General features: G+C 44.0%; 24 protein-coding genes. 10 read left to right on the top strand and 14 right to left on the bottom strand.

The window, feature by feature from the left end:
- Window positions 1-27: 27 nt before the first annotated feature.
- From LP107_RS08030 to tolQ, 10 genes are all read right to left on the bottom strand, one after another.
- Window positions 28-630: a fumarylacetoacetate hydrolase family protein gene (locus tag LP107_RS08030; protein WP_078273832.1), complete on the bottom strand. Its 603-nt coding sequence runs from the start codon at window positions 628-630 to the stop codon at window positions 28-30.
- Between the two features lie 59 nt (window positions 631-689).
- Complete coding sequence (locus LP107_RS08025; protein ID WP_078273833.1) at window positions 690-1,694, bottom strand: alpha/beta fold hydrolase; 1,005 nt, start codon at window positions 1,692-1,694, stop codon at window positions 690-692.
- A gap of 6 nt (window positions 1,695-1,700) precedes the next feature.
- The gene (locus LP107_RS08020) at window positions 1,701-1,865 is read right to left on the bottom strand and encodes a rubredoxin (RefSeq protein WP_029102102.1); all 165 of its coding nucleotides are present in this window, start codon (window positions 1,863-1,865) and stop codon (window positions 1,701-1,703) included.
- 99 nt (window positions 1,866-1,964) lie between these two features.
- Window positions 1,965-2,885 (bottom strand): transaldolase family protein, encoded by a 921-nt coding sequence (locus LP107_RS08015; protein WP_078273856.1) that lies wholly within the window; start codon window positions 2,883-2,885, stop codon window positions 1,965-1,967.
- A 128-nt stretch (window positions 2,886-3,013) separates the two neighbouring features.
- Window positions 3,014-3,367, bottom strand: coding sequence for a hypothetical protein (locus LP107_RS08010; protein WP_078273834.1), 354 nt, complete (start codon window positions 3,365-3,367; stop codon window positions 3,014-3,016).
- A gap of 39 nt (window positions 3,368-3,406) precedes the next feature.
- Entirely contained in the window at window positions 3,407-3,529 is a 123-nt protein-coding gene (locus LP107_RS08005; RefSeq protein WP_264676253.1) for a hypothetical protein, read from the bottom strand.
- A gap of 35 nt (window positions 3,530-3,564) precedes the next feature.
- Complete coding sequence (locus LP107_RS08000) at window positions 3,565-4,872, bottom strand: PD40 domain-containing protein (RefSeq protein ID WP_078273835.1); 1,308 nt, start codon at window positions 4,870-4,872, stop codon at window positions 3,565-3,567.
- 254 nt (window positions 4,873-5,126) lie between these two features.
- A complete protein-coding gene (locus tag LP107_RS07995; RefSeq protein WP_078273836.1) occupies window positions 5,127-6,080 on the bottom strand; it encodes a cell envelope integrity TolA family protein in 954 nt (317 codons plus the stop codon).
- A gap of 16 nt (window positions 6,081-6,096) precedes the next feature.
- Window positions 6,097-6,564, bottom strand: coding sequence for a protein TolR (tolR, locus tag LP107_RS07990; RefSeq protein ID WP_078273837.1), 468 nt, complete (start codon window positions 6,562-6,564; stop codon window positions 6,097-6,099).
- 8 nt (window positions 6,565-6,572) lie between these two features.
- Window positions 6,573-7,259, bottom strand: coding sequence for a protein TolQ (tolQ, locus tag LP107_RS07985; RefSeq protein WP_078273838.1), 687 nt, complete (start codon window positions 7,257-7,259; stop codon window positions 6,573-6,575).
- Window positions 7,260-7,438: 179 nt separating this feature from the next.
- On the opposite strand from tolQ, the gene hrpA reads away from it, so the two are divergent.
- Window positions 7,439-11,647, top strand: a complete 4,209-nt coding sequence (gene hrpA / locus LP107_RS07980; RefSeq protein ID WP_112742813.1) for an ATP-dependent RNA helicase HrpA — start codon at window positions 7,439-7,441, stop codon at window positions 11,645-11,647.
- A 3-nt stretch (window positions 11,648-11,650) separates the two neighbouring features.
- Window positions 11,651-12,292, top strand: a complete 642-nt coding sequence (locus LP107_RS07975; RefSeq protein ID WP_078273839.1) for a hypothetical protein — start codon at window positions 11,651-11,653, stop codon at window positions 12,290-12,292.
- 62 nt (window positions 12,293-12,354) lie between these two features.
- Here LP107_RS07975 and hflX read toward each other — a convergent pair whose 3' ends face one another.
- Entirely contained in the window at window positions 12,355-13,749 is a 1,395-nt protein-coding gene (gene hflX, locus LP107_RS07970) for a ribosome rescue GTPase HflX (protein WP_078273840.1), read from the bottom strand.
- Window positions 13,750-14,348: 599 nt separating this feature from the next.
- Between hflX and folP the strand changes: the two genes are divergently transcribed.
- From folP to rpmA, 6 genes are all read left to right on the top strand, one after another.
- Complete coding sequence (gene folP, locus LP107_RS07965; protein WP_264676254.1) at window positions 14,349-15,266, top strand: dihydropteroate synthase; 918 nt, start codon at window positions 14,349-14,351, stop codon at window positions 15,264-15,266.
- Between the two features lie 52 nt (window positions 15,267-15,318).
- On the top strand, window positions 15,319-16,431 hold the full coding sequence (locus tag LP107_RS07960; protein ID WP_264676255.1) for an MlaD family protein: 1,113 nt from the start codon (window positions 15,319-15,321) through the stop codon (window positions 16,429-16,431).
- Window positions 16,432-16,434: 3 nt separating this feature from the next.
- On the top strand, window positions 16,435-17,109 hold the full coding sequence (locus tag LP107_RS07955; RefSeq protein WP_264676256.1) for an OmpA/MotB family protein: 675 nt from the start codon (window positions 16,435-16,437) through the stop codon (window positions 17,107-17,109).
- The gene (locus LP107_RS07950; RefSeq protein WP_115369809.1) at window positions 17,106-17,966 is read left to right on the top strand and encodes an HNH endonuclease; all 861 of its coding nucleotides are present in this window, start codon (window positions 17,106-17,108) and stop codon (window positions 17,964-17,966) included. The genes LP107_RS07955 and LP107_RS07950 overlap by 4 nt, the downstream gene beginning before the upstream one ends.
- 117 nt (window positions 17,967-18,083) lie before the next feature.
- Complete coding sequence (gene rplU / locus LP107_RS07945; RefSeq protein WP_078273844.1) at window positions 18,084-18,395, top strand: 50S ribosomal protein L21; 312 nt, start codon at window positions 18,084-18,086, stop codon at window positions 18,393-18,395.
- Window positions 18,396-18,435: 40 nt separating this feature from the next.
- Window positions 18,436-18,693 (top strand): 50S ribosomal protein L27, encoded by a 258-nt coding sequence (rpmA, locus tag LP107_RS07940; protein ID WP_029102112.1) that lies wholly within the window; start codon window positions 18,436-18,438, stop codon window positions 18,691-18,693.
- Between the two features lie 240 nt (window positions 18,694-18,933).
- On the opposite strand, the gene LP107_RS07935 is transcribed toward rpmA, so the two are convergent.
- The 3 genes from LP107_RS07935 to LP107_RS07925 all read right to left on the bottom strand — a co-directional run bounded on the left by LP107_RS07935 (window position 18,934) and on the right by LP107_RS07925 (window position 20,187).
- On the bottom strand, window positions 18,934-19,377 hold the full coding sequence (locus tag LP107_RS07935; protein ID WP_158079634.1) for a CPBP family intramembrane glutamic endopeptidase: 444 nt from the start codon (window positions 19,375-19,377) through the stop codon (window positions 18,934-18,936).
- Window positions 19,378-19,492: 115 nt separating this feature from the next.
- Entirely contained in the window at window positions 19,493-19,690 is a 198-nt protein-coding gene (locus LP107_RS07930) for a hypothetical protein (protein WP_078273847.1), read from the bottom strand.
- 8 nt (window positions 19,691-19,698) lie between these two features.
- Window positions 19,699-20,187 carry a hypothetical protein gene (locus LP107_RS07925; protein ID WP_078273848.1) on the bottom strand — a complete coding sequence of 163 codons (489 nt, stop codon included), beginning with the start codon at window positions 20,185-20,187 and terminating at the stop codon, window positions 19,699-19,701.
- 185 nt (window positions 20,188-20,372) lie between these two features.
- Here LP107_RS07925 and cgtA point away from each other — a divergent pair, with 185 nt between their 5' ends.
- Complete coding sequence (gene cgtA, locus LP107_RS07920) at window positions 20,373-21,587, top strand: Obg family GTPase CgtA (protein WP_078273849.1); 1,215 nt, start codon at window positions 20,373-20,375, stop codon at window positions 21,585-21,587.
- A 25-nt stretch (window positions 21,588-21,612) separates the two neighbouring features.
- On the top strand, window positions 21,613-22,728 hold the full coding sequence (proB, locus tag LP107_RS07915; protein WP_078273850.1) for a glutamate 5-kinase: 1,116 nt from the start codon (window positions 21,613-21,615) through the stop codon (window positions 22,726-22,728).
- The last annotated feature ends 286 nt before the right edge of the window (window positions 22,729-23,014 follow it).

The raw sequence follows: 23,014 nt of genomic DNA, 5'->3' as shown, positions 1-23,014 counted from the left end.
GAAATAAGTTGGCTTTGGATTTTGGTGTTATTGGATGTTAAGATGATACCTATCATCATCAATCTTCACCACCAGTTTATCGCCACGTTCTATCTTGCCCACCCCTTTTGGTGAGCCTGTCATGATGATGTCGCCTGCTTGTATGCCGTAGAGATTATCCAAATAATCCACCAAATAGTCAAATGAATACATCATCTTTTCGGTGCTGTCGTCTTGACGAATCTCGCCATTGACGGCTAAGGATAAATGATAATGGCGTTCGCTAAATGGCTTAAATCCCCCAAGCCAACACGCTCCCTTAAAACCTTTGGCTTTAAGCCACGGCAAGCCCTTAGCTTTGCACACGTCTTGCACGTCTCTGGCAGTCAAGTCAAGCCCTACCGTGTAGGCGATGATTTGCTTGTTCTCGCCGATGAGTAGCACAAGCTCGGTCTCGTGATGGATATTCTCCGAAAAGTCGGGCAAGGTGAGCGTATCGCCTGTTGTGATACTGCTGTTGGGTTTTAAAAAAACCAACGGTTCGGCAGGGATTTCGTTGTTAAGCTCGTGGATATGCTCCACATAGCTACGCCCGACGCAGTAGATGGTGTTGATGGGGTGGGCTTGCTTGTTGATAAAGACAGTAGTCATGGCAAAATTCCAAAAATTGGGGCAAAAACTAGTAAAGCGTAGCCAATGGGCTTAGGAACTCAGGCTTGTGATGATAAATGCCCCATTATCAAACTTGCCAAATACGGCTGATAATACACCGGCAGGTCATGTGCCATGCCGTCTACCGCTACGAATCGGCTGTTTGGGATGATTTTGGCAATGTGTTTACCGTGGCTTTGGTGTAGTAACCCGTCTTTGTTGCCGTGAATGACGAGTGTGGGGGCGGTCACTTGACGAGTATACTGGAAAATCGAGCCTGTGGCAAGGATGGCGTTCATCTGCTGTGCCATGCCAAGCGGATGATGACAGCGATGATAGCGGATTGAGGCGATGTGGCGAGTGCCTTTGATGTCTAGATGACCGGGGGAGCCGACCGCTGTCATAAACCATACCGCATGACGGAGCATGTCCCGTTTGCTGTTGCTTTGGGCTTTTTTAAAAAAGGTAGAGAACTCTTTGGGTTTGGGTGGCACCAAAAAGGGGTGGTTGGTGCTACTAAACAGCAGGGCAAGCCTTTCGATATGATGGGGGTATTTGGCACAGACGATTTGGGCGATCATACCGCCCATGCTCGCCCCGACCAGATGTGTTTTGCCCAAATTCATCGCCCCAATCAGCCCTGCGACATCGTCCGCCATGTCGGGCAGGGTGTAGGCGACTTTTTCACGGGCGTTGGATAAGCCAATTTGGTTTTTGGCAATCATTTTTAGGATGTTGGTGTGTGGCAGTTTGGTTAGGTGCTTGATTTTGGTGGAGAGACCCGTATCACGGTTGTCAAATCTGATGACAAAAAACCCTGCGTCCATAAACTTTTTTAAAAAAGTATCCGACCAAAACAGCATTTGCGAGCCAAAGCCTGTGATGAACAGTAAAGGCGGATGGTCAGGGTTGCCCCCTGCTTCGACACACAGTGTAATACCACGTCCAACATCAACCATGCTTTGATAAAAATGGGGCGATAGGTCGGATGCTCGCCAGTCTTGGTTAAATCTATCCCAGCTTGGCGGTGGCGTGTGGGCGATGGGCGGTGGCAAATAGACCATGAATGATTAAATCTCAACCATCTCAAAGTCTTCTTTGCTCACGCCACAGTCGGGGCATGTCCAGTCGTTTGGGATGTCTTCCCAACGTGTGCCAGCAGGCAAACCCTCTTCGGGACAGCCTAAGGCTTCATCATAAATCCAACCGCAGACGATACATTGGTATTTTTTCATGGCAAAACTTCATTGATAAATGGGTATATAGTTTACACTCATACGCCCATTTTGTAAAGTCTTTTTTGATTGAAAAAATCAATCGTATTGTTTTTTCAATCATTTTTCAAGTAACTGCTTTTGTAAATCCGCCCGAGCCTTGACAAAGCCGTCAATGCCTTTTAAAAGCAGTTCATTGACAGGAGTGTGGTCTTGTAAGTTTTTAAAGCCTTGTTCGTCAAGGGGTGTAGGACGTTCTAGCACTGTTTGGCTTGGGTTTAATTGGCGGGCAACGTCCGTCTCCATGCTGGCAAGCTCATCAAGCAAGGCAGGCGAGATGGTGAGTAAGTCGCACCCTGCTAGGGCAAGGAGTTGGGCGGTGGAGCGAAAACTTGCCCCCATGATTTCGGTGGCATAGCCGTGCGATTTATAAAATTCATAAATATTTTTGACTGAGTTTACGCCCAAATCATCATTTATGTCAATGCTTTGGTGGTTTTCATGTGCCTTTTGCCAGTCGGTCAGTCGCCCCACAAACGGCGAGATGAGCTTAACCCCAGCGTCAGCACACGCACGAGCTTGGGTGTCGGTAAAGAGCAGGGTTAGGTTGCAGTGAATGCCTTGTTTTTCTAGGATTTCGGCGGATTTGATGCCTTGCCAAGTGGCGGCGATTTTGATGAGAATGCGACTGGTGTCTACGCCCAGTTTGTCATAGAGTTCGATGAATGCTAGGGCATTTTGCAGGGTCTTGTCGGTGTCAAATGAGTGGCGTGCGTCCACTTCGGTGGAGACCCGTCCGTCGATGTGCGAGAGTATCCGCTTGCCCAGTTCGGCAGTGAGACGGTCGATGGTGTCATCATCAGACAGTCCTAAGCCTTTGATTTGGCGGATAAGCTCGTCATGCTCGCCTGAGAGTAGGGCGGAGGTTACTAGGCTTGGGTTGGTGGTGGCGTCTCGTGGACGCAAGCGAGCGATGGCGGTTAGGTCACCTGTATCAGCAACGATGGTGGTGTGCTTAGCGAGAGCGGTTAGGGCGTTCATGGTCATGGGTATCCTTGATGATAAAAGTGCTTTAACATACCACAAATACGGACGTTTGGCAAAATATTTGTTGGGAAAAGTTGGAGCATGTCTGCTGCGGATAATACTTTGGCGGAATCTGATAAAGATTAAAACCAATCTTCCAACAAAAAGAACGGCTTTTCATAACGCTTGGCTTCTTTGGGGGTGCATGGCTTGGAGGCTAGGCGATTTTTGATGGCAGGATTTTTGGCAAAGCTAATGTCATCGCACATCGCTCTGCCATGATAGGGGTGGATGGGCAGGTGCTTTTGTCGTAGGTTGGGCGTGTATTCGGGGGTGTTGGGGTTAAGGTTTGAGTTTAGGGTGACGGGCAGGGGGCTATTCACCCACTGGATGTGTTGGCAGGCACTGAGCATGCCACAAAGTAGCACTAAGCCAAAACGCACGAGCAGATGAGTCGTGCGTTTTTTTAGGATGATTGATAAGGGCGTGTTGAACATTGATAACATTCTTATAAAATATGGTAAAATTTGACAATTTCAATCAATTTTTGCATGAAAAATGGCTAAATCTTGTTTTTCATCGTCAAAAACTTGTCTGATAGAATAACTATCAGCCTGCATTTTTTCCTTGAAAAACGTGCGATTTTTCTCATTTTTCATTGCAAATACCAATATTCAACACGCCCAAGTCCAAATCAGTTGATACCACCACGTGACCATGTTGGTTCACGCACCGTCCCTTGGGTGTCAATGGTAAAGGCTTGCCCTGTTTTTAGAGAGCGAATGGTCATCTGACCACGTCCGCCTTTGTGAGATGAATAAACGATGCGATTACCATTGGGTGAGAAACTTGCTGATTCATCAATGCCTGTCGTGTCAATCGTGCCAGCCCCTGTTACCACTAGGCTACGCCCTGAGACATAGGCGATTTTGCTACCATCTGGGCTGACTCGGGGGTTTGCCCCTGCACCGCCAATGGCTGATGCTTGCCCCGTGTTCATGTTGTAGCGGTAGAGGCGTGGCGTGCGTGAGCCATTGTCAGCGGTAAAGACAAAAGAGCGACCGTCTGGGGTGTACTGCGGTGAGTTTTCTGCCCCTTTCATGTTGGTTAGGCGTTTTAGATGACCTGAGGCGATGTGTAGCTCATAGATGGACGGGTCATTATTTTCATGACTGCCTGAGAAAAGAATACTGGTGCCGTCAGGCGAGAACGATGCCCCTAGGTTGTTACCCTTAAATGGGGTAATGACTTGACCGCCACCACTGCTACTGGCACTTTGCAGATGAATGACTGGCAAGCCGTTAGGTTTTTGTACAGAGTAGGCGATACGCTGACCGTCAGGCGACCATGTGGGACTAAAAATAGAGCCTTGCGTGCTAAATAGCACACGGACGTTTTGCCCGTCAGCGTCCATCACTTTTAGGGTGGAAGTTTTATTGCGTGGGTCGCCTGTCTCTTCGACATAAGCGATACGCCCTGTAAAGTCGCCTGGTTCGCCTGTGATGATTTCATAAATCTTATCGCTCACAACATGAGCGGTGTGGCGAAGTTTGCTTTGGTTGTTCTCGCTGTATTTGGTTTGTCTGCCTTGCATGACACGTCCTGTGGCGACTTCGATGACTTCAAAGACGATGGCGATTTTGCCCCCTGTGACGTTTTGGGTTTGTCCAACCACGACATAATTAAAACCAGCATTTTGCCAATGTGATAGGTTTTGGCTAATCTCGGCAGAGGAGTGGGCACGTTGGGGTAGGTTTTGACTGGTGGTTTTTAGTTCGGTGTGGCTTAGGTTGTTGATGACGGTGTTGCTGACCACACTGTCGCCAGCAAAGGGAATGAGAGCGACTTGGTAGGGGTTTTGCACACCATCGACGTCAATGTCAAAGTTAAGCTCGCTGTCATTGGTGTTGCCCAGTGAGCCATAACCCACGGCAAAAGCAGGGCTTGCCACGACTAGGGCGACAGCTAGGGTTAGGTGGGATAGGGGGGTTTTGATGTTCATGAGGTATCCTTAAAAATGTTTAAATATGATATTTGGGGATGCAGGGCGTGCTAAACTTTTGTATTTGCAATGAAAATCACGAAAAATCGCACGTTTTTCAAGGAAAAAACTTGAGGCTGTGAGTTTTCTATCAGACAAGTTTTCGCCTTCGAGCCACAAGATTTAGCCATTTTTCATGCAAAAACGATTAGTTTTTTCTAAAATATTTCTATATTGTAAATAGTGTTATAAAAGACAGGCACGCCCTATATATTCTAATTGATTTTAAAATTAAAATTCAAGTCACGATAATTCGTGCCAACAATGGGCGTGAGTGGACTGGCTCGACGCACGGTATCTTCTAGCTGTTCACGCAAATAATCATCACCGCCTGAGACTTGCACGCTCAGCACGTTACCACCGCCATCCACTTTGAGCTTGACTTGTAAAGTTTGGTTTTTGCCAGTGGCTCGCCAATGTGAGCGAATGTGGCGTTGCAAGGCAGAGATGACTTCGTTGCGGTTGCTACTTTGTCCGCTACTGCCACTGCTATTACCGCCACTGACCGCTCCGCCACGTCCTACGGTGGGGGTGGTGGGCGTATCTTTGATGGTGCTTTGTCCATCGTCCAAACTTCGGCTGTCGGTACGATTGGCACGCTCTTTTTCGGCAATGGCGTTATCACGGCGTTCTCGGGCTTCATCAAGCCCTTGGCTGTTCTCACGGGCGATGTCATCATTACTGCGTTCTCGAGCTTCTAGCTCTGCCACGGCACGAGCCCGTTCACGCTCTTCGTCCGCCATGGCTTGCCTTTGCATTTCTATCTCGGAGAGTATCTCTTCGTCTAGGCTTTTGGCGTACTCTGCCATTTGAGATTGGTAGGCACGTTCACGCCTGGCAAGGTCGTCATAATAGGCTTCTAGCTGAGCACTGCGACTGCTGTCAGGGGTGGTGGTGTTTTGGATGCTATCGGCTTGGGCTTGGGACCGGGCTTGATGCTCAGCAAAGGCGTCAGCAATGGCGGCTTCTGCCCCTGCTAGGTCGTCCCCTGTGACTAGGCTCGCTTCTAAGGAGATGGTTTCGGGTAGAGGTTTTTGTTGGGTGTAGGCAAACAGCACTCCTGCCACAATCAGCCCATGCACCACGACACTACCCACGAGCGAGAGCAAGGGTTTAGGCTCTTTGGTGCCGATGTTGTCTAAGTCTAGGCGTGCGGTTTGATGGTTCATGATGAGCTGTTATTTTTTATTTTTTGCTGGATTGCTTTTTAGTGCTACTTTGACCGCTTAACAGTCCGACTTTGGTAACACCTGCCCCTTGCACCAGTGCCATGACGTGCATGACCGCTTCATAGGCGTTATCTTTATCGGCATTAATCAGTACTTGGAGCTGGCTACCGCTCTCGCCCATGTTCGCCTGTGCCATGTCGGTAAGCAAGGCAGACAGCTCGCTCTCGCTGATGGCTTGATCAATGGCCCTCTCATGACTGACAAACAGCTCACCATCTTTGGTAAGAGAGACGATGACAGGGGTCAGCTCACTTTTGGTGATGTTACTGGTTTTCTCACTTGGCAAATTGACTTCTACCCCTGTCGTGAGCATGGGAGCGGTTACCATAAAGATGATGAGTAGCACGAGCATGACGTCAATGTAAGGGACGACATTCATCTCGCTATTTAGGGATTTTTTGGCACGTGTGTAGCTGTTTTTCATGATGTCGCCTAACTCCGACCAGTACGCTGTGCCATGGTGTACTCATGAGCAAATACACCCGTTAGCTCCTCACAAAACAGCGCCCGAGACTCGTACAACGCTCCTGCCTTGGCGCTAAAATGGTTAAAGGCAAGACTGGCAGGAATGGCGGCAAATAACCCCATGGCGGTGGCAATCAAGGCTTCGGCAATACCAGGGGCGACGGTAGCAAGACTCACGCTCTCAGCACTAGATAACCCAATAAAAGCGGTCATAATCCCCCACACTGTGCCAAACAGTCCGATATAAGGCGAGACTGATGCGATACTGGCTAAGGTTGCCAAGCCTTGCTCTAATACGGCTTGTTGTTTGCCAATGGCGACTTTAAATTTACGCTCAACACTGTCTAGCGTGTCGGCTTGCATTGCCCCTGATTTTTGGGCTTTTAAAAACTCGCCATAACCGACAAAAAACACCTGCTCTAAGCCGGTGCGTTCAAGCTCATTGGCAACTGAGCTGTACTGTTTGGCAAGGGTGTTGCCTGACCATAGCCACGCTTCAAAATCATTATCAAAGCGTTTAGCACTGCCAAGTTTGGCGGACAGGTGAAAAATCAACCCCCAACCAATTAATGATAGGAGCAGTAGCAATCCCATGACCAGTTGCACCAGCAAACTGGCTTCTAAAATCAAATCTAAAACGTTAAGTTCGCTCATCGTATAAAATTTTGCCAAAAATGGCTTATTATAGCTGGTTTTTTAAAAAACCACACCAAAAAGTGTGCCTAAGTTTACAAACGGTATGAAAATTATCCTTAATGCCAGTGGCACGGCTTGTAAATCCTTGCATAAGCCCCATTTATCTGATTTTTAGAATGATTAATCATAACACAACAATGCCAAATGCAACCCAAAATCCCAACACTCTTCTACTCGCCAAAGACCGCCACATCGCTCATCGCTTAGAGCGTGAGTTGCGTGGCAATTTTCCTGCCGACATCAAGGCCAAAAAACAAGCCCAGCTTGATAGTATCATTGAGCGTTCTAGTCAGGCGGTACAAGCTCGTATGGACAGCGTGCCGTCTGATTTAAAGGATAAGCTCAATGCCGATTTGCCCGTTACCGCCCGAGCCGATGAGATTATCCGTGCGATACAGAACAATCAAGTCATCATCGTGGCAGGCGAGACAGGCTCGGGTAAAACCACTCAGCTCCCCAAACTTGTCATGCTCGCAGGACGGGGCATCACAGGGCAAATCGGACACACTCAGCCCAGACGGCTTGCCGCTCGCAGTGTTGCCATGCGAATTGCAGACGAGCTTGGCGAGAGTTTGGGGCAGACGGTGAGTTTTAAGGTGCGATTTACCGAGCAGGGCAGTCGTGATAGCCTTATCAAACTCATGACGGACGGTATTTTGCTTGCCGAGCTGGGGTCGGACAAGTTTTTGACACGCTATGACACCATTATCATTGACGAAGCGCACGAGCGTAGCTTAAATATTGACTTTATTTTGGGTTATTTAAAACGCCTACTGCCAAAACGCCCTGATTTAAAGGTCATCATCACGTCAGCCACCCTAGACACCGCCCGTTTTGCCGAGTATTTTAAGGCGTCCGTAAAAGGCGATGTGCCGATTATCAACGTAGAAGGGCGAAGCTATCCTGTGGAGACCCGCTATCGCCCCTTGATAGATGAGATTGTCAAAAGCCATGACGATGACGCTTTTGATGACATGGAAGACAAGCTCCCCAGAGCCTTGACGTCTGCCGTTGCCGAGTGTTTTGATGACGCACGCACCGAAGGACACCCAAGCTCATCGGACATTTTGATTTTTGCCAGTACCGAAGCCGAGATTCGTGAGATACAGGACATTTTAACCGCTCACGCACCGCCCCACACCGAGATTTTGCCCTTGTTTGCCCGCCAAAGTTTTGCCGAACAACAGTGTATTTTTAAGCCCACAGGGGGTAGGCGGATTATCATTTCAACCAACGTTGCCGAGACCGCCTTGACCGTGCCAAACATCCGCTATGTCATTGATTTGGGTTTTGCACGGATTAGCCGTTATAATTACCGCTCACGCATTCAGCGTTTGCCCATTGAAGCCATTAGCCAAGCGGCGGCGAACCAGCGAGCGGGACGTTGTGGACGGATTGGGGACGGTGTGTGCATACGTTTGTACTCTAAAGAAGATTTTGACAGCCGTCCGCCTTTTACCGAGCCTGAGATTTTGCGTACCAATTTGGCAAGCGTGATTTTGCAAATGGAGCATTTGGGGCTGGGCGATGTGGCGGAGTTTGATTTTATCACACCGCCTGATTTACGCCTTGTCAATGACGGACGAAAACTCCTACACGAGCTTGGGGCGCTATCCGACACGCCAACCAAAACCGCCTTTAAAAAAGTCCTAAAAGGAAAAACGAGCAAACAAAAACACTCCGCTTTGACCGACATTGGCAAAAAAATGGCTCGTATGCCGATAGACCCATGCCTTGCCCGTATGCTCATCGCAGGGCATGAATTTGCCTGCCTTGACAAAATGCTCATCATCGTCTCCGCCCTTGCCGTGCAAGACGTGCGTGAACGCCCTGCCGATAAACAGTCGCAAGCTGACCAAAAGCACGCCCTGTTTCGCCGTGAAAATTCGGACTTTTTGTTTTATGTAGAATTGTTTAACGTACTGTTTAGCGCCCATGAAATGCACGGTGGCGATAAGCTGACTGGCAACGGACGCAAGAATTTTGCCAAAAAGCATTATTTGTCATTTCCACGCATCAAAGAATGGCAAAAAACGCATGAACAGCTTAGTCAAATGGTGGCGGATTTGGGTTATCAGATTGCCGATAATGACAATAAAATTGACGATAATAATACCAAAAAAGCTGATGATAAAAAAGATGCCCCAAAAGGTCGCATTGGCTTAAAAGGCGGTAAAAAAGCTAAGGTAGGAAACAGTGCGATTTTAGCCAGTTTAAAAGAACAAGGCAAAACCAAACTGCAATTTAGCGAAGATTATACCAGCATTCATCGGGCGTTATTGACGGCACTGCTATCTTTTGTTGCTCACAAAACCGACACGGTGGGCGAGTATCTCATGACCAAAAACCAAAAGGCACGTATTTTTCCTGCCAGCACCTTGCATAAAAAAGGAGCAGAATGGGTGCTCGCCTTTGAAGTGGTGGAAACTTCACAAGTGTATATGCGTACACTTTCCAAGATTGAACCTGAGTGGATTTTGTCGGCAGGCAAAAATCTTTTAAAATACCATTATTTTGAGCCACATTGGTCAAAAAAAGCCGGAAGAGTGCAAGCCTATGCTCAGATTAGCCTGTTTGGGCTGATTATTGTTCATAAACAATTGGTCAATTATGAAACCATTGACCTGACCGCAAGCCGTGAGATATTTATCCGTGATGCTTTGGTGGGGGACGTACAGGACAGCCAAGCGGACGAGCGATACCCTAAAGCCCTGCCGTTTTTGACCCACAACCGCCAAAAAATCAAAGACGTGGGCGACACCGAAGACAAGCTAAGACGGCGAGATTTACTCGTGGACGAAGAGCGACTTTATGAATTTTATGATGATAAAATTCCGCCCTACATTGCGTCCGCCAAAGCCTTTGAAGATTGGCTTGGCAAGGTAGGCGATGATGAGTTTTTAAAATTTAAAGACGAAGATGTCGTAAACAGTGTCGTCAATGTCGGACAAGAATTTCCCAAATTTTGGCAAGTGGGGGCAGTCAAATTCCCCTTGTCCTATGTCTTTGACCCAAGCTCGGACGATGACGGCGTAAGCGTCAAAGTGGGGGCAGGGGCATTGTCTCAGCTTGATGGTGTGGATTTATTGTGGGGTGTGGCAGGGTGGCGGTTTGAGCTTGTGTCAGGGCTATTAAAAACCTTGCCAAAAGACATTCGCCGAAAAATCGTCCCCATTCCTGACACCGCCCACGCCCTGATGGACAAACTTACGCAGGGCAATGGCGTGGGACTTTTAGACCAACTTTGTCATAATCTGCTTAGAATGGGCGTAAAAGTGGGGGCGGACGATTTTAAGATTCATGAGATTGATAAATATTTACAGCCCTTGATTTGCGTGCTTGATGACAAGGGGCGAGTGATTGAAAAAGGGCGAGATTTGGAAAAATTGCAAGCCAAGTACCGCACGCACGCCCAAGTACAGACCGTGTCCGAAGGCATTCACGACAGCTTCCCTGAGCATTTTGACTTTATCAAAACTCGTCATCATAAGGGCATGGTAACACAAGCCTTTTTTGCCCTAAGTCCTGATGAGACGGGCAAAGTAGCGGTGATGGAATTTGGCGACTTGACAGGGGCATTAGCCATGCATAAAAAAGGCGTGTTGTCGCTTGTCAGGCTGACACTCGGAGCAAAACAAAAACAGCTGACTTCTCAAATTGATAAAGTCTTTAAAATGGCGTTCGCTCCTTTGGGTGATTTGGAAAAATTAAAAAGCGTGCTGGTGGATGCGACTTTGCAAGCGACTTTTGAAAAATACGCCAAGCCCTTTGTTGATACGAGCGTGCGTAAAAAGGTGGCGGGCTTTGTGCGTGATGATAAGATGGGCGATTTGCTTGACAAAGTGCCCCTAAATGCAGGCGAGTTTGGGGCGGTTAGGGAGTTGATAAGCGGTCAGTTTTTGAGCGTGGGACAAGAGATGTTAAAGGTCTTAAAGGACATTTACACCACTTGGCAAACGGTGCGGGGACAGCTTTTGATGCTTGACCGTGATATTTTTGGCGAGAGCATTGATGACATTGAAGACCAGCTTGATGATTTGTGTTTGGGCGATTTTGTTTATCGTGTGCCTTATGAGGCTTGGCGACAGTATCCCCGTTATTTGGGGGCATTAAAGGTGCGTCTTGACCGTTTGCCGAACAATCTGGACAATGATTTGGACGGGGTGTATGCCCTTGATGAGCATATGGAAAGGCTGGCAAACCGCATTCACGACCCAAAAATCAGCGAGTATCGCTGGCTTGTGGAAGAATACCGCATACAACTGTTTTCCCAACCCATGAAAACGGCGGTGCCTGTCTCGGCAAAACGACTCGACAAGGTGTGGGCGAGTGTGATGACTAGGTAGGGTATGAAAAATTTGTTATTATTATCAGGCATGGACGGCACAGGGATTTTATTTCGTCCATTGCTTGATGAATTAAATCAATCAGATGTCAATTATCGCATTGCCATTTATGATTTTAATGCTTGTCATATTAAAGATAATAACAATCAAGCATTAGAATATCAAGCTGATAAAATTGTCAAGTTTATTCATGGTAATTTTGGATATGAGTCTTTTGTGGTGGTGTTTGAATCTTATTCATCGCTGTTTGTGCCTTATTTATTAAAATGCCAATTAGCTATTGAAAAGATTTATATTATCGGTGGGTTTTTGGCATGTCCGTCTGTATTGGCAAAATTTGGACTTTTCATCAATCCTGCATGGGCGAGATTATTGCCAAATCAATTATTGGGATTTCTATTATTTCGTCATTGGGCAAATGAGGAATTGATTGGCTTATTTCGTGAAGTGTTGGCAGTCATTAGTAGTCCTGCCATTTTACCCTTGTTTAAAAAGCGTCTATCCAATATCGCTCATGCCAAAATCCCAAGCCATTTACCAAAATCATCAGTCCCTTGCGTATATGTATCGGCAAGGTGTGATGATTTGGTTGATAAAAAGCAGGATTGGCATTTGGGACGATGTTTGAGAATATTGACTTTTTAGTCATTGATGGCACGCACTTTTTATTACAAACCAATCCCAAATTTTTGGCAGAGAGATTAAACTTAAAAATAAAACGGATTTAATTCGTCATTATTATCATCATTGGGTTTGATATTTACTTTTTCAAACTCCTCCAATACAGGCAAAAGACTGTTTGCCTCATGTGGTGGCAATACATCAAAGGCATTAAGATGATATTTGCCGAGTAGCTCTTTTAATTTGTCTTTGGCAAGGCGAACCGTCAGCATTTCATGTCCAGTTTCATCAAATTCACTATGAGTAATGACCCCAAGCTCATGCAAGGCGTTTTTTAATTGTCCTGCGTGATAGGGTAGGGTTAAGTAAAAATACGACAAGCTCCCCACCAAAAGTTCCTGCACCGCTTGGGTTAGTTCATTGATACCCAAATTTGCATGAGCCGACACATAAACACGGTGGGGTGTGGTAGCATCCTTATAATGAATGGTGGGCTTTTCTTTGGTTTTGTCGATTTTGTTATGGACAAGCAAGACAGGGGCGGTTGCACCAATTTCATGAAGGACGCTATTAACTGCGTCAATCTGCTCGTGCATGTTGGGACTGCTATTGTCAATAATATGCAATAACAAATCCGCCTCCAAAGTCTCTTCTAGCGTGGCGTGAAAGCTCTCCACAAGTTCGTGTGGCAGATTTTGCACAAAGCCGACCGTATCCGCCAGCACCACTTTGCCCACGCCTTGCCAGTCAATTTGACGCAAAGTGGGGTCAAGCGTGGCAAACAACTGGTCAGCACTGTAAATGTTCTCGCCCGTCAAGGCGTTGAACAGCGTGGATTTGCCCGCATTGGTGTAGCCGACCAGCGAGACGGTGGGCGTGGACGATTTGGTGCGTTTGGCTCGTCCGATTTGGCGAGTTTGCTTGACTTTGGCGAGCTTGGCTTTGAGCTGACCTACCCGCACTTGGAGTAGCCGTCTGTCGGTTTCAAGCTGGGTTTCGCCGGGGCCCCGTAGCCCAATACCGCCTTTTTGTTGTCCAAGATGGGCATAGCCACGCACCAGCCTTGACGATAAATGGGTCAGCTGTGCCAATTCCACTTGCAGTTTGCCTTCATAAGTCCTTGCTCGTTTGGCAAAAATGTCTAAAATCAGCCCCATACGGTCAATGACCTTGCATTGCAAGATTTTTTCCAAATTGCGTTCTTGACTGGGTGTAAGTGTATGATTAAAAAGAACTATTTCTGCCCCTGTTTCGGCAACTTTTTGGGCGATTTCGTCCGCCTTGCCCGTCCCTACAAAATATTTGGCAGAAGGTTTGTTCATTGTGCCTGTGATTTCGCCCAAAATTTCGGCATCGGCAGAAATGGCAAGTAGGCGAAATTCGTCCAAATCGTTTTGATTGTCGGCAAAATCCAAACTTTTAAAGGTGCAATGCACCAAAATCGCCTTTTCTGTGTCTTTGTGTTGTTCAAAATAGTGCAAAGTTTTTCCTTAACAAGGATTTTAAAATAAAGTATAATGGCATAATTAAAAATTTTTTTCAAGGTTTATTGTGCAATAAAAATTATTTTTTAAAGTTGATTAGATTGTGGTTTTTTAAATGAAAAAAATAATAAGTTATCAATTTTGCTATTTTTTTTAAAATTAAGTTTGGTAAGGTGCGTATCAAGAACTATTAAAAGTTAATAACTAAAAATGGTAATTTAATTATTTTATTTTTTAATTTGGATTTTAAGGCGTATCACACACGATTAAAAATCATCATTATAAGATTATATCTTAATGGTTTTTATATTAAAAAATAATCGATAAGTTAAATAAGGTGTTGTGTAATACGCACCTTATGATTATCAAAATAAACCAATTTTTAAATCATTGTTATTTTAAAAAAATACAATGATTTTAATAAAATTATCTGTTATAATAATTGCCATATTCAACTATAAGATATGTACCATACACCACTTTGGACTAATTCTTTTTAATGGTGCGTAATACGCACCTTACGCCAAAAATGAAATTTTTGTCATTTGGCATCACTTAAATCAGCAACAAACCGAACTTTATTTGGAAAATTTAAAATGACCGACTGTAACGAAACCCCAAACCCCTTATTCGCCCCTTTGCCCAATTTTGCCTTATCCGCCAATGGCAAAATTTTAAATTTATCCAAACCCAGAATAATGGGCATTTTAAATGTTACGCCCGATTCTTTTTCGGACGGTGGGCAATTTACCGCCACCCACACCGCCCTTGCCCGAGTGGACGAAATGCTACGGCAAGGGGCAGACATTATTGACATTGGAGCGGAATCCACTCGCCCCAATGCCACGCCTGTTACAGACGATTTGGAGCTGGCTCGCCTAACGCCCATTGTCCGTGAAATCAAAAAAACCTACCCCAATCTTTGGCTGTCCATTGACACGAGTAGCCCGGCCGTTATGGCACAAATGGCGGATTTGGGGGCGGACATTTGGAACGATGTGCGGGGCTTACAACGGGCAGGGGCGTGCGATATGGCAAGCCGTTTGGCATTGCCTGTTGTCTTAATGCACAGTCGGGGCGAGCCTCTCACAATGAACAAAATGGCGGTGTATGACGATGTGCTGGCCGAAGTGTTGGCGGAGCTTGGGGGCTTGGTGGATAAGGCGTTGCGAGCGGGCGTTCGGCGAGAAAATATCGTCCTTGATGTGGGTATGGGCTTTGCCAAAGAATATGGACATCATATTGATATTGTTAAGCATTTGGGCGAATTTGGCAAATTGGGTTATCCGATGTTGTTTGGCGTATCTCGTAAACGCTTTGTTGGCGAAATTTTGGCGGAGAGCGGTATTGAAACCCTAGCAAACAACAATCCTGCCGAGCGAGATACCGCCAGCACCGCCCTTGCTCTCTTTGCGTTGGCACAGGGGGCGGGCATTGTGCGGACGCATAATGTGGCGCAGGTGGCACAAAGCTTGGCGGTGTGGTATGCATTCGCGGATAGGGCGGAGGATTAGCAACCGATTTCTTTTAATTTCAATTTTCTTGTAGGAATGATAAGGTTTTTATATGCTTGATTTGTTTATGAATTTGCCTAATGAAACTAAGTTTTTCATTGCTTTTATTTTTGTATTTGCTCTTGTTTTTCATATTGCCTATAATAAAAATATTTCTGAAAAAGCCCCAACTTTTTTAACGACATTGGGAATATTTGCAACCTTTTTTGCGATTGCTAGGGGCTTATTGGAGTTTAATGCATTAAATATTACCAGTAGCGTTCCAGCTCTATTGGAAAGCATGAAAACTGCATTTTGGGCTTCGGTTTTCGGTGTTGGTAGTGCATTAACTTTTAAACTTAGGGATATTTTTTTTCCAAATTATGAAGAGTTTTCCGATAATGAAAAATTTTATCAAATTTTAATTGATGAATTAAGGGGTCTAAGAGAAGAAAACAAAGAACTCTTGGAGCAATCTATAAAATCTCAAAATGAAGCATTAAGCAAAATTGCTAAATCTTCATCAGAAGAACTAGTTAACGCTTTGCAAGATGTCATTAAGGATTTTAATGCAAAAATTAATGAGCAATTTGGCGAAAATTTCAAACAATTGAATCAAGCGGTTGAAAAATTATTGGTTTGGCAAAATCAATATACCGATTATATAGATGCTAGTACAAATTCATTAAATCAACTTATTGAAAATATTGAACAATTAACCAATAAACTAAATTCAGTTATTGAACAATCTAATGTTATTACCAATAATTTTAATAGCACATTAGAAAATTCAAAAAATTTTATAGATGTTTCTAAAAATTTAGAAACAACATTAGGTAATTTAAATGCTCAAAGACAAGCTATTCAAACACAATTAACCACATTATCTACATTGGTTATACAGGCTTCTGATGACCTACCAAAAATTAGTTCTCAAATACTCAGTATTGCAACAACAATGCAAAACTCTAGCGATGAATTTAATAGAAAGGTTGCTAGTTTGGCAGAAAGCACCGAGAAGCAAACAAACGCTCTCAATAAAGGCATAGAAGAAGCCTTAACTCAATCCTTGACGACGCTTGGTGGACAGCTTACTGCGATGACTGAAAAATTTGCTAATGATTATAATGCGTTATCTAATGCATTAGCAAGAATATCACAAATAACAAAACAAAGTGGCAGATAAGATATGGCAAAAAACTCTGAACAACATTGGATACCACTTGCTGACTTAATGACAGGCTTAATGATGGTGTTTATGTTAATTGCTGTCTTGTATATGTTAAAGGTAAGCAATGCGATTTCTGGCTATACAGCTTCAAAAGATGAATTGGGGCGTGATTTGTGTGCTGAATTTTCAAAAGATTTAGCTAAATGGGACGCTGAATGTGATAGCAAAAATTTATCCATTCGCTTTAAGTCGCCAGATGTTTTGTTTGATACAGGGAAAGATGTTTTAAAGCCACAATTTGCTATCATTTTAAACGACTTTTTCCCAAGATATATCAAAATACTTAGTCAAGATAAATATAAAGATAAGATTGAAGAGATTCGTATAGAAGGACATACTTCAAGTAAATGGAGTGTGGGAGTTAGTGGTGATGATGCTTATTTTTTAAATATGCAATTATCGCAAGCTCGCACTTTGAGTGTATTACGCTATGTGCTTGTTAATACCAATATCAATAACAAGGATTGGACAAAAAATATTTTGACTGCTAATGGATTGTCGTCATCTAAACTGATATTGAATAATGACGGCACAGAAAATCAACAAGCTTCACAGCGTGTTGAGTTTAAAGTAAGAACCAATGCTGATGAATATATGCAAGAGGTTTTAAATAATTTGGGGAATATAAAATGATAATTAAGTTACCAAATTTTTTTGAAAATAATAAACTAAATGCCCTAAAAGAAAAAATGGGAATTGACAGATATACCTATGGAAATTATAGGGATTGTCAAAATCAAGGTGTTAGGGAGTTATTGAATGGTAAAGGGCAGGATTTTGATGACATCAATGAAATTACGCCACTAAAAGACCATACTTTAACCTATAATAATGAGAGGGTTATATTGTATATTAGAGATGTTGCAAACTACGGACATTCTGATTTACCAAGATTTCATATTGCAAAATGTTCAACATTGCAGACAATGTTTGAAAATAACAGAAAAAGACGATATGTTCGCACTCAAAACGAAACAGGGATTTTTTACCTAAATATCATTGGTGGGAATAACGTTAGAGAAATTGAAGAAAAGTTAGATGTTTGTCAAAATTGTTTAAATATTTTGGATTGGGATGGGTTTTCTATGGGTTGGGATAGAGCAAAAAGAGATAAATATGTAAGAGATTTCACGATAGCAAGATTTTTTGAAAAATATCCGAAATCGCTTGTGGATAGTAGTGGATATTCAAGTATTAACTCGTCAGTTAATCAATATCCAAAAAATTGGAATGAAATTAGTCGTAATTACCGAGCATTTAAAAATTGGACTTGCGAAAAATGTGGTGTTAATTTGGTAAATTATACTAGTTTATTGGAAACACATCATATTAACGGACAAAAAAATGAGTGTCAATATTCTAATTTGATGGCTTTGTGTGCTGACTGTCATTCAAAAATGCCTATGCATAGTCATATGAGCAACAACCCAAGAGAGCGTGAAAAAATTGAACAGGTTAAAAGAATTAAGAAAGAGAAGGGAATTTTTTAAAACCCCTTGCACTCCCCAAAAAAATAGCGTATAATGAGGCGTTTTATCCTAGTCTCGTCCGTTTTCAAGCATTGGCAGGTCGCCAATCACGGCAGACAGGTTTCTTGGAGAGTACAAATGTACGCAGTTATCAAAAGTGGCGGTAAGCAACACCGTGTCAGCGTTGGCGAGACTTTGAAAGTTGAGCTTCTAAAAGCAGAAGTTGGTGCAACCTTGAATATTGAGGAAGTGCTGATGGTAGTAAATGGTGCTGATGTAAAAATCGGTCAGCCTGTGGTTGCTGGTGCCAGCGTGGTTGCAGAAGTAGTTTCTCACGGTCGTGGCAAAAAGGTGCGTATCGTTAAGCACCGTCGCCGTAAGCACTATCACAAAGAGCAAGGTCATCGTCAATGGTACACCGAGCTTAAAATCAACGCAATCAATGGTTAATTTATATACTTTATAAAAAGTATTCACAGGAGATATTCTCATGGCAACTAAAAAAGCTGGTGGTTCCACCAAAAACGGTCGCGATTCTAACCCAAAAATGCTCGGCGTAAAAGTATTTGGCGGTCAAGATGTCATCGCAGGTAACATTATCGTGCGTCAGCGTGGCACCGAATTTCACGCAGGTGAAGGCGTAGGCATGGGTCGTGACCACACGCTATTTGCCTTGACTGATGGCGTGGTAAAATTTGAAAAGAAAGGCGAGTTTGGTCGCCGTTATGTGTCTGTTGTTGGCGAATAATTGGCCAAAGGCTTGACACAAAATCCCACGAGTATACACTAGTGGGATTTTTGTTTCGGTGATTAAAATTTATTTAACATAATACTTTTTGATGTTTGCGTGGTGTTTTGGATAGGGGGGTATAAAGCCTGCGTAAGGTGCGTATCATGCACCATTAAATAGATTTCATTAAAAACGGTGTGTGGTACGCACCTTACGCCTAAGGTTGATTTTGCGGTACTTTTAAAATTTTTGACCGTATTATTTTGACATGATGACCAACGTTTCCAACACCAAGGCGAAATTGTGTAAAAAATGCAAAAATATGGCAAAGGCAAGTGTTCCCCCTGTGGTTCTGGCAGAAACAAAAATAAAACTGCTGATAAAATAGAACATTACAGCGGTTGGGTCAAAGTTGTAGTGTGCAAAAGCAAAAACAGCACTGCTAAGAATTAAAGCAATGCGTTCGCTTTGAAAGGCATCTAAGGTCGCCCGCCATAAAAATCCACGCATCAGAATTTCTTCATAAATAGGGGCAATAATCACGGTGCTGATTAAGGTTGCCCAAAGTCCATAAGTTAAAATATCTTCGCTTAACCTAATATGAATAGCTCGGGTGTGATTCGCCCATTGAAATGAATGTAAGCTAATAAAAATAATCGTCCATAATAATAAAAAATTCCAATTTGGTTTGTTAAATCCCAAATATGAAGACAAACCTTCATAAGAATAATGATAAAGACGATAATGGACAAGCCAAATCACAACAAAGGTAAGTAAACATAAACCGCTTTTAAATAAAATCAAAAACCATAATTTCTCATTGTAAGCCAAAAGGATAAATGACTTTAATAATTTCTTCATTAAAAAAATGAAAGATAAACGTTGAAAAAATGCCCAATGTGAGAGTTGCAATAGAAAAAATGAGAATTTCTATTTTTGAAAATAAGGGCTCTTCATATTCCCAGTTCTCATCAAAATTACCATCAAAATCATTGTCATGTGGTTCTAGGGGCATGGAGTTTCCTACTGATGAGTATGAGAAATAGGTGTGGTGGGGTATACATAGTAATGATTGCAATATTTCATATAACGCACAGGAATGCAAGCGGTAGTATAAAATTCATATAACGCTTCGTGTGAAGTGCTAAAGGAGTGGTCAAATTTAGCAGAACGTTTGATGAGTTCATTGATGAAAGAATCTGTGATGTTATTTGTGCGATTGTCAATTGCCATAAGGTGATTTTCTTCAATGTGTGTGTTATTAAACTTGATAACTGCTTGAAATTCTTTTGAGATAAGTGAGGGCATGGTGGTTAGCTCCATTTGATAGGGTCGCTCATCTTTATCCCAGAAATATGTGTGTGAAAAACAAACGTGCCTGTAGTGAATACGTTTGTTGCCTGTGTCATTAATGAGTGTTTGAGTCATGCTTTTAAAAAATAAGCTTTGGTGCAGGTCATAATAGCGAAAAATCGGCTGAAAATAAAATCTGGTTGCTAAAATTACTGCCATACAGCCAATACCAAGCCAATATTGTGTAAATTCATAAATATACGCCCAGTGTGATGAATGTATTATAATCGTTCGGATATAATTTTTTAACCAACAGATATTTTTTATAAACCGTGCTTTTATGATAAAGATTTTATAAAAAATGTGATATAATTACCAGTTAGATTAAAATATTTTGAGAAATTATGCGTTTTATTGATGAAGCTGTAATCAGCGTAAAGGCAGGCGATGGCGGTAACGGCATTGTTAGTTTTCGCCGTGAAAAATTTGTCCCCAAAGGCGGGCCTGATGGCGGTGATGGCGGTAAGGGTGGCGATGTTTATGTGATTGCTGATGACAACACCAACACACTCGTGGATTTTCGTTATACTCGTAAATTTGAAGCCAAAAGGGGTGAAAACGGTCGCTCCAAAAACTGCTCGGGCAAAGGGGCGGACGACATCTATCTAAAAGTGCCTGTAGGGACAACGATTATTGATACCGACCTTGATGTGGTGATTGGCGATTTGACCGAAGTGGGGCAAGTCGTGCTTGTTGCTAAAGGCGGAGACGGTGGGTTTGGTAATACCCGTTTTAAAACTTCTACCAACCAAGCCCCCCGTAAAGCAATCCCTGGTTTTGCTGGCGAAGCCAAAAATCTGAAGTTAGAGCTAAAAGTCGTGGCGGACGTGGGGCTAATTGGTTTGCCAAACGCAGGTAAATCCACCTTTATCCGTCAAGTGTCGTCCGCTCGCCCAAAAGTGGCGGATTATCCTTTTACCACCCTTGTGCCGAACCTAGGCGTGGTGGACGTGGGAACGCATCAGTCCTTTGTGATGGCGGATATCCCGGGCTTGATTGAAGGGGCGTCAGATGGGGCAGGGCTTGGCATTCGCTTTTTAAAGCACGTTGCCCGTACCAGACGGCTACTTCATATCGTGGACGTAAAACCCATTGATGAGTCAAATCCTGTGGAGAACGCACGCATTATTCTAAATGAGCTTGAAAAATTCTCTGCTGAATTGTCCAAATTGCCCCAAATTTTGGTATTAAACAAAATTGACCAATTAGAAGATGATGAGATTGATGAAGTTTGTAATAATATCGTCAAAGAGCTAGACTGGCAGGGCGAAGTGTTTCGCACGTCTACCATTAGCGGACAAGGTGTGGACGAGATTAAATATCATCTGATGAGTGAGATTGAGGCGGAGCAAGAGCGAGAGGCGGAGGACGCTGATTTTGCCAAAGAAAGAGCTGAACGATTTGCCAGACTTGAAGAAGAAGTTCGCCACAACACCGAAATCCAAAAAGAAGCCTACCGTGCCCGCCGTAAAGCCGAGCGTGAGGGCGTATCGGACGATGACGATGATGATTGGAATGATGACGACTATGATGTGGCAGTGGAATACGCTCCGTACTGATGATGGGCTGATATAAGGAAATAGCATGGATAATTTGCCAAAGCGTATCGTGGTAAAAATCGGCTCATCGCTACTGACCAACAACGGTCGTGGACTGGACCGTACCGCCATTTATGAATGGGCAAGACAAATCGCCACCTTGCACGCTCGTGGGATTGAAGTTGTGCTGGTGTCTAGTGGGGCGGTTGCCGAAGGCGTGGTTCGCATGAATCTGCCCGAACGCCCCAAAAAATTGACTGCCTTGCAAGCCTGTGCGTCCATTGGACAGATGGGGCTGATTGAGACATGGTGGCAAGCGTTAATCCAAAAAGGCGTGCAGTCATCACAGATTCTCTTGACTCATGACGACTTAGCTCACCGCTCCCGTTATCTTAACATTAGCCAGACCATGAGCCAGCTTTTGGCGTGGCGTGTCGTGCCTGTCATCAATGAAAATGATACGGTCAGCTATGGCGAGATAAAATTTGGCGATAATGACACGCTTGGGGCGATGAGTGCGACCATGATAGGGGCGGATTTGTACATTATCCTAACCGATCAAGACGGTGTATTTACCGACAATCCACGCACCAATCCCAACGCCAAGCTTATCACAAGCGAGCGAGCGATGGCGGATTATCTGTTTGATGTGGCAGGGGACGGTGGTAAATGGGGGTCTGGCGGTATGCTAACCAAAATCCGTGCGGGGCGATTGACCGCCATGGCAAACTGCCCGACCATCATCGCCAATGGTAAGGTGGAAAATGTCATCGTGCGACTGGTGGATGGCGAGGCTATCGGCACACGACTCACGACCGACCATGCCGACCGCCTGATTGCCAAAAAGCAATGGCTTGCCACGCACCTACGTATGGCGGGCACGCTCATCATCGATGATGGGGCAGTCAAGGCGATTACCGAACAGCACAAATCGCTACTGTCTGTGGGCGTGCTAGACGTGCAAGGTGATTTTGACATGGGCGATGTGGTGGAGATTGTTAACACCCAAAAAGTGCGGTTGGCGGTGGGTCAAGTTGGTTTTGATAGCAGTCAAGCCAAACAAATCACCCAAAAACACACCGATGAAGTCCTACAAATCCTAAACCTAAGCGACAACGACAAAGCCATTATGGTGCACCGTGATGACATGGCGGTTTTGTGATAGATATTTAAAATTTTGATATTGTTTAATAAAGATGCATTTTACAATTTGGGTGTGTAGGGGCGAATTGCAATTTGCCCAAAAATGAGCACGTTATTAAAGGGCAAGTGTCATTTGCCCCTACAAATTTACCCAAAGGTATAGTCAATTAACAATGAAAAAATTTTAAAAATTGATTTAACTAAAAGATAGTAGTCCAAAAAGTATGCTGAACTAGGTTTTCTGTTCGCCCTGAGCTATGCCTACGGGTAGGAAAACCGTTATGGTTCGACAAGCTCACCACGAA

It is taken from the genome of Moraxella bovis, from assembly GCF_025985205.1.
Taxonomy (GTDB): Bacteria; Pseudomonadota; Gammaproteobacteria; order Pseudomonadales; family Moraxellaceae; genus Moraxella; species Moraxella bovis.
This window is presented reverse-complemented; position numbering and strand designations above follow the sequence as displayed.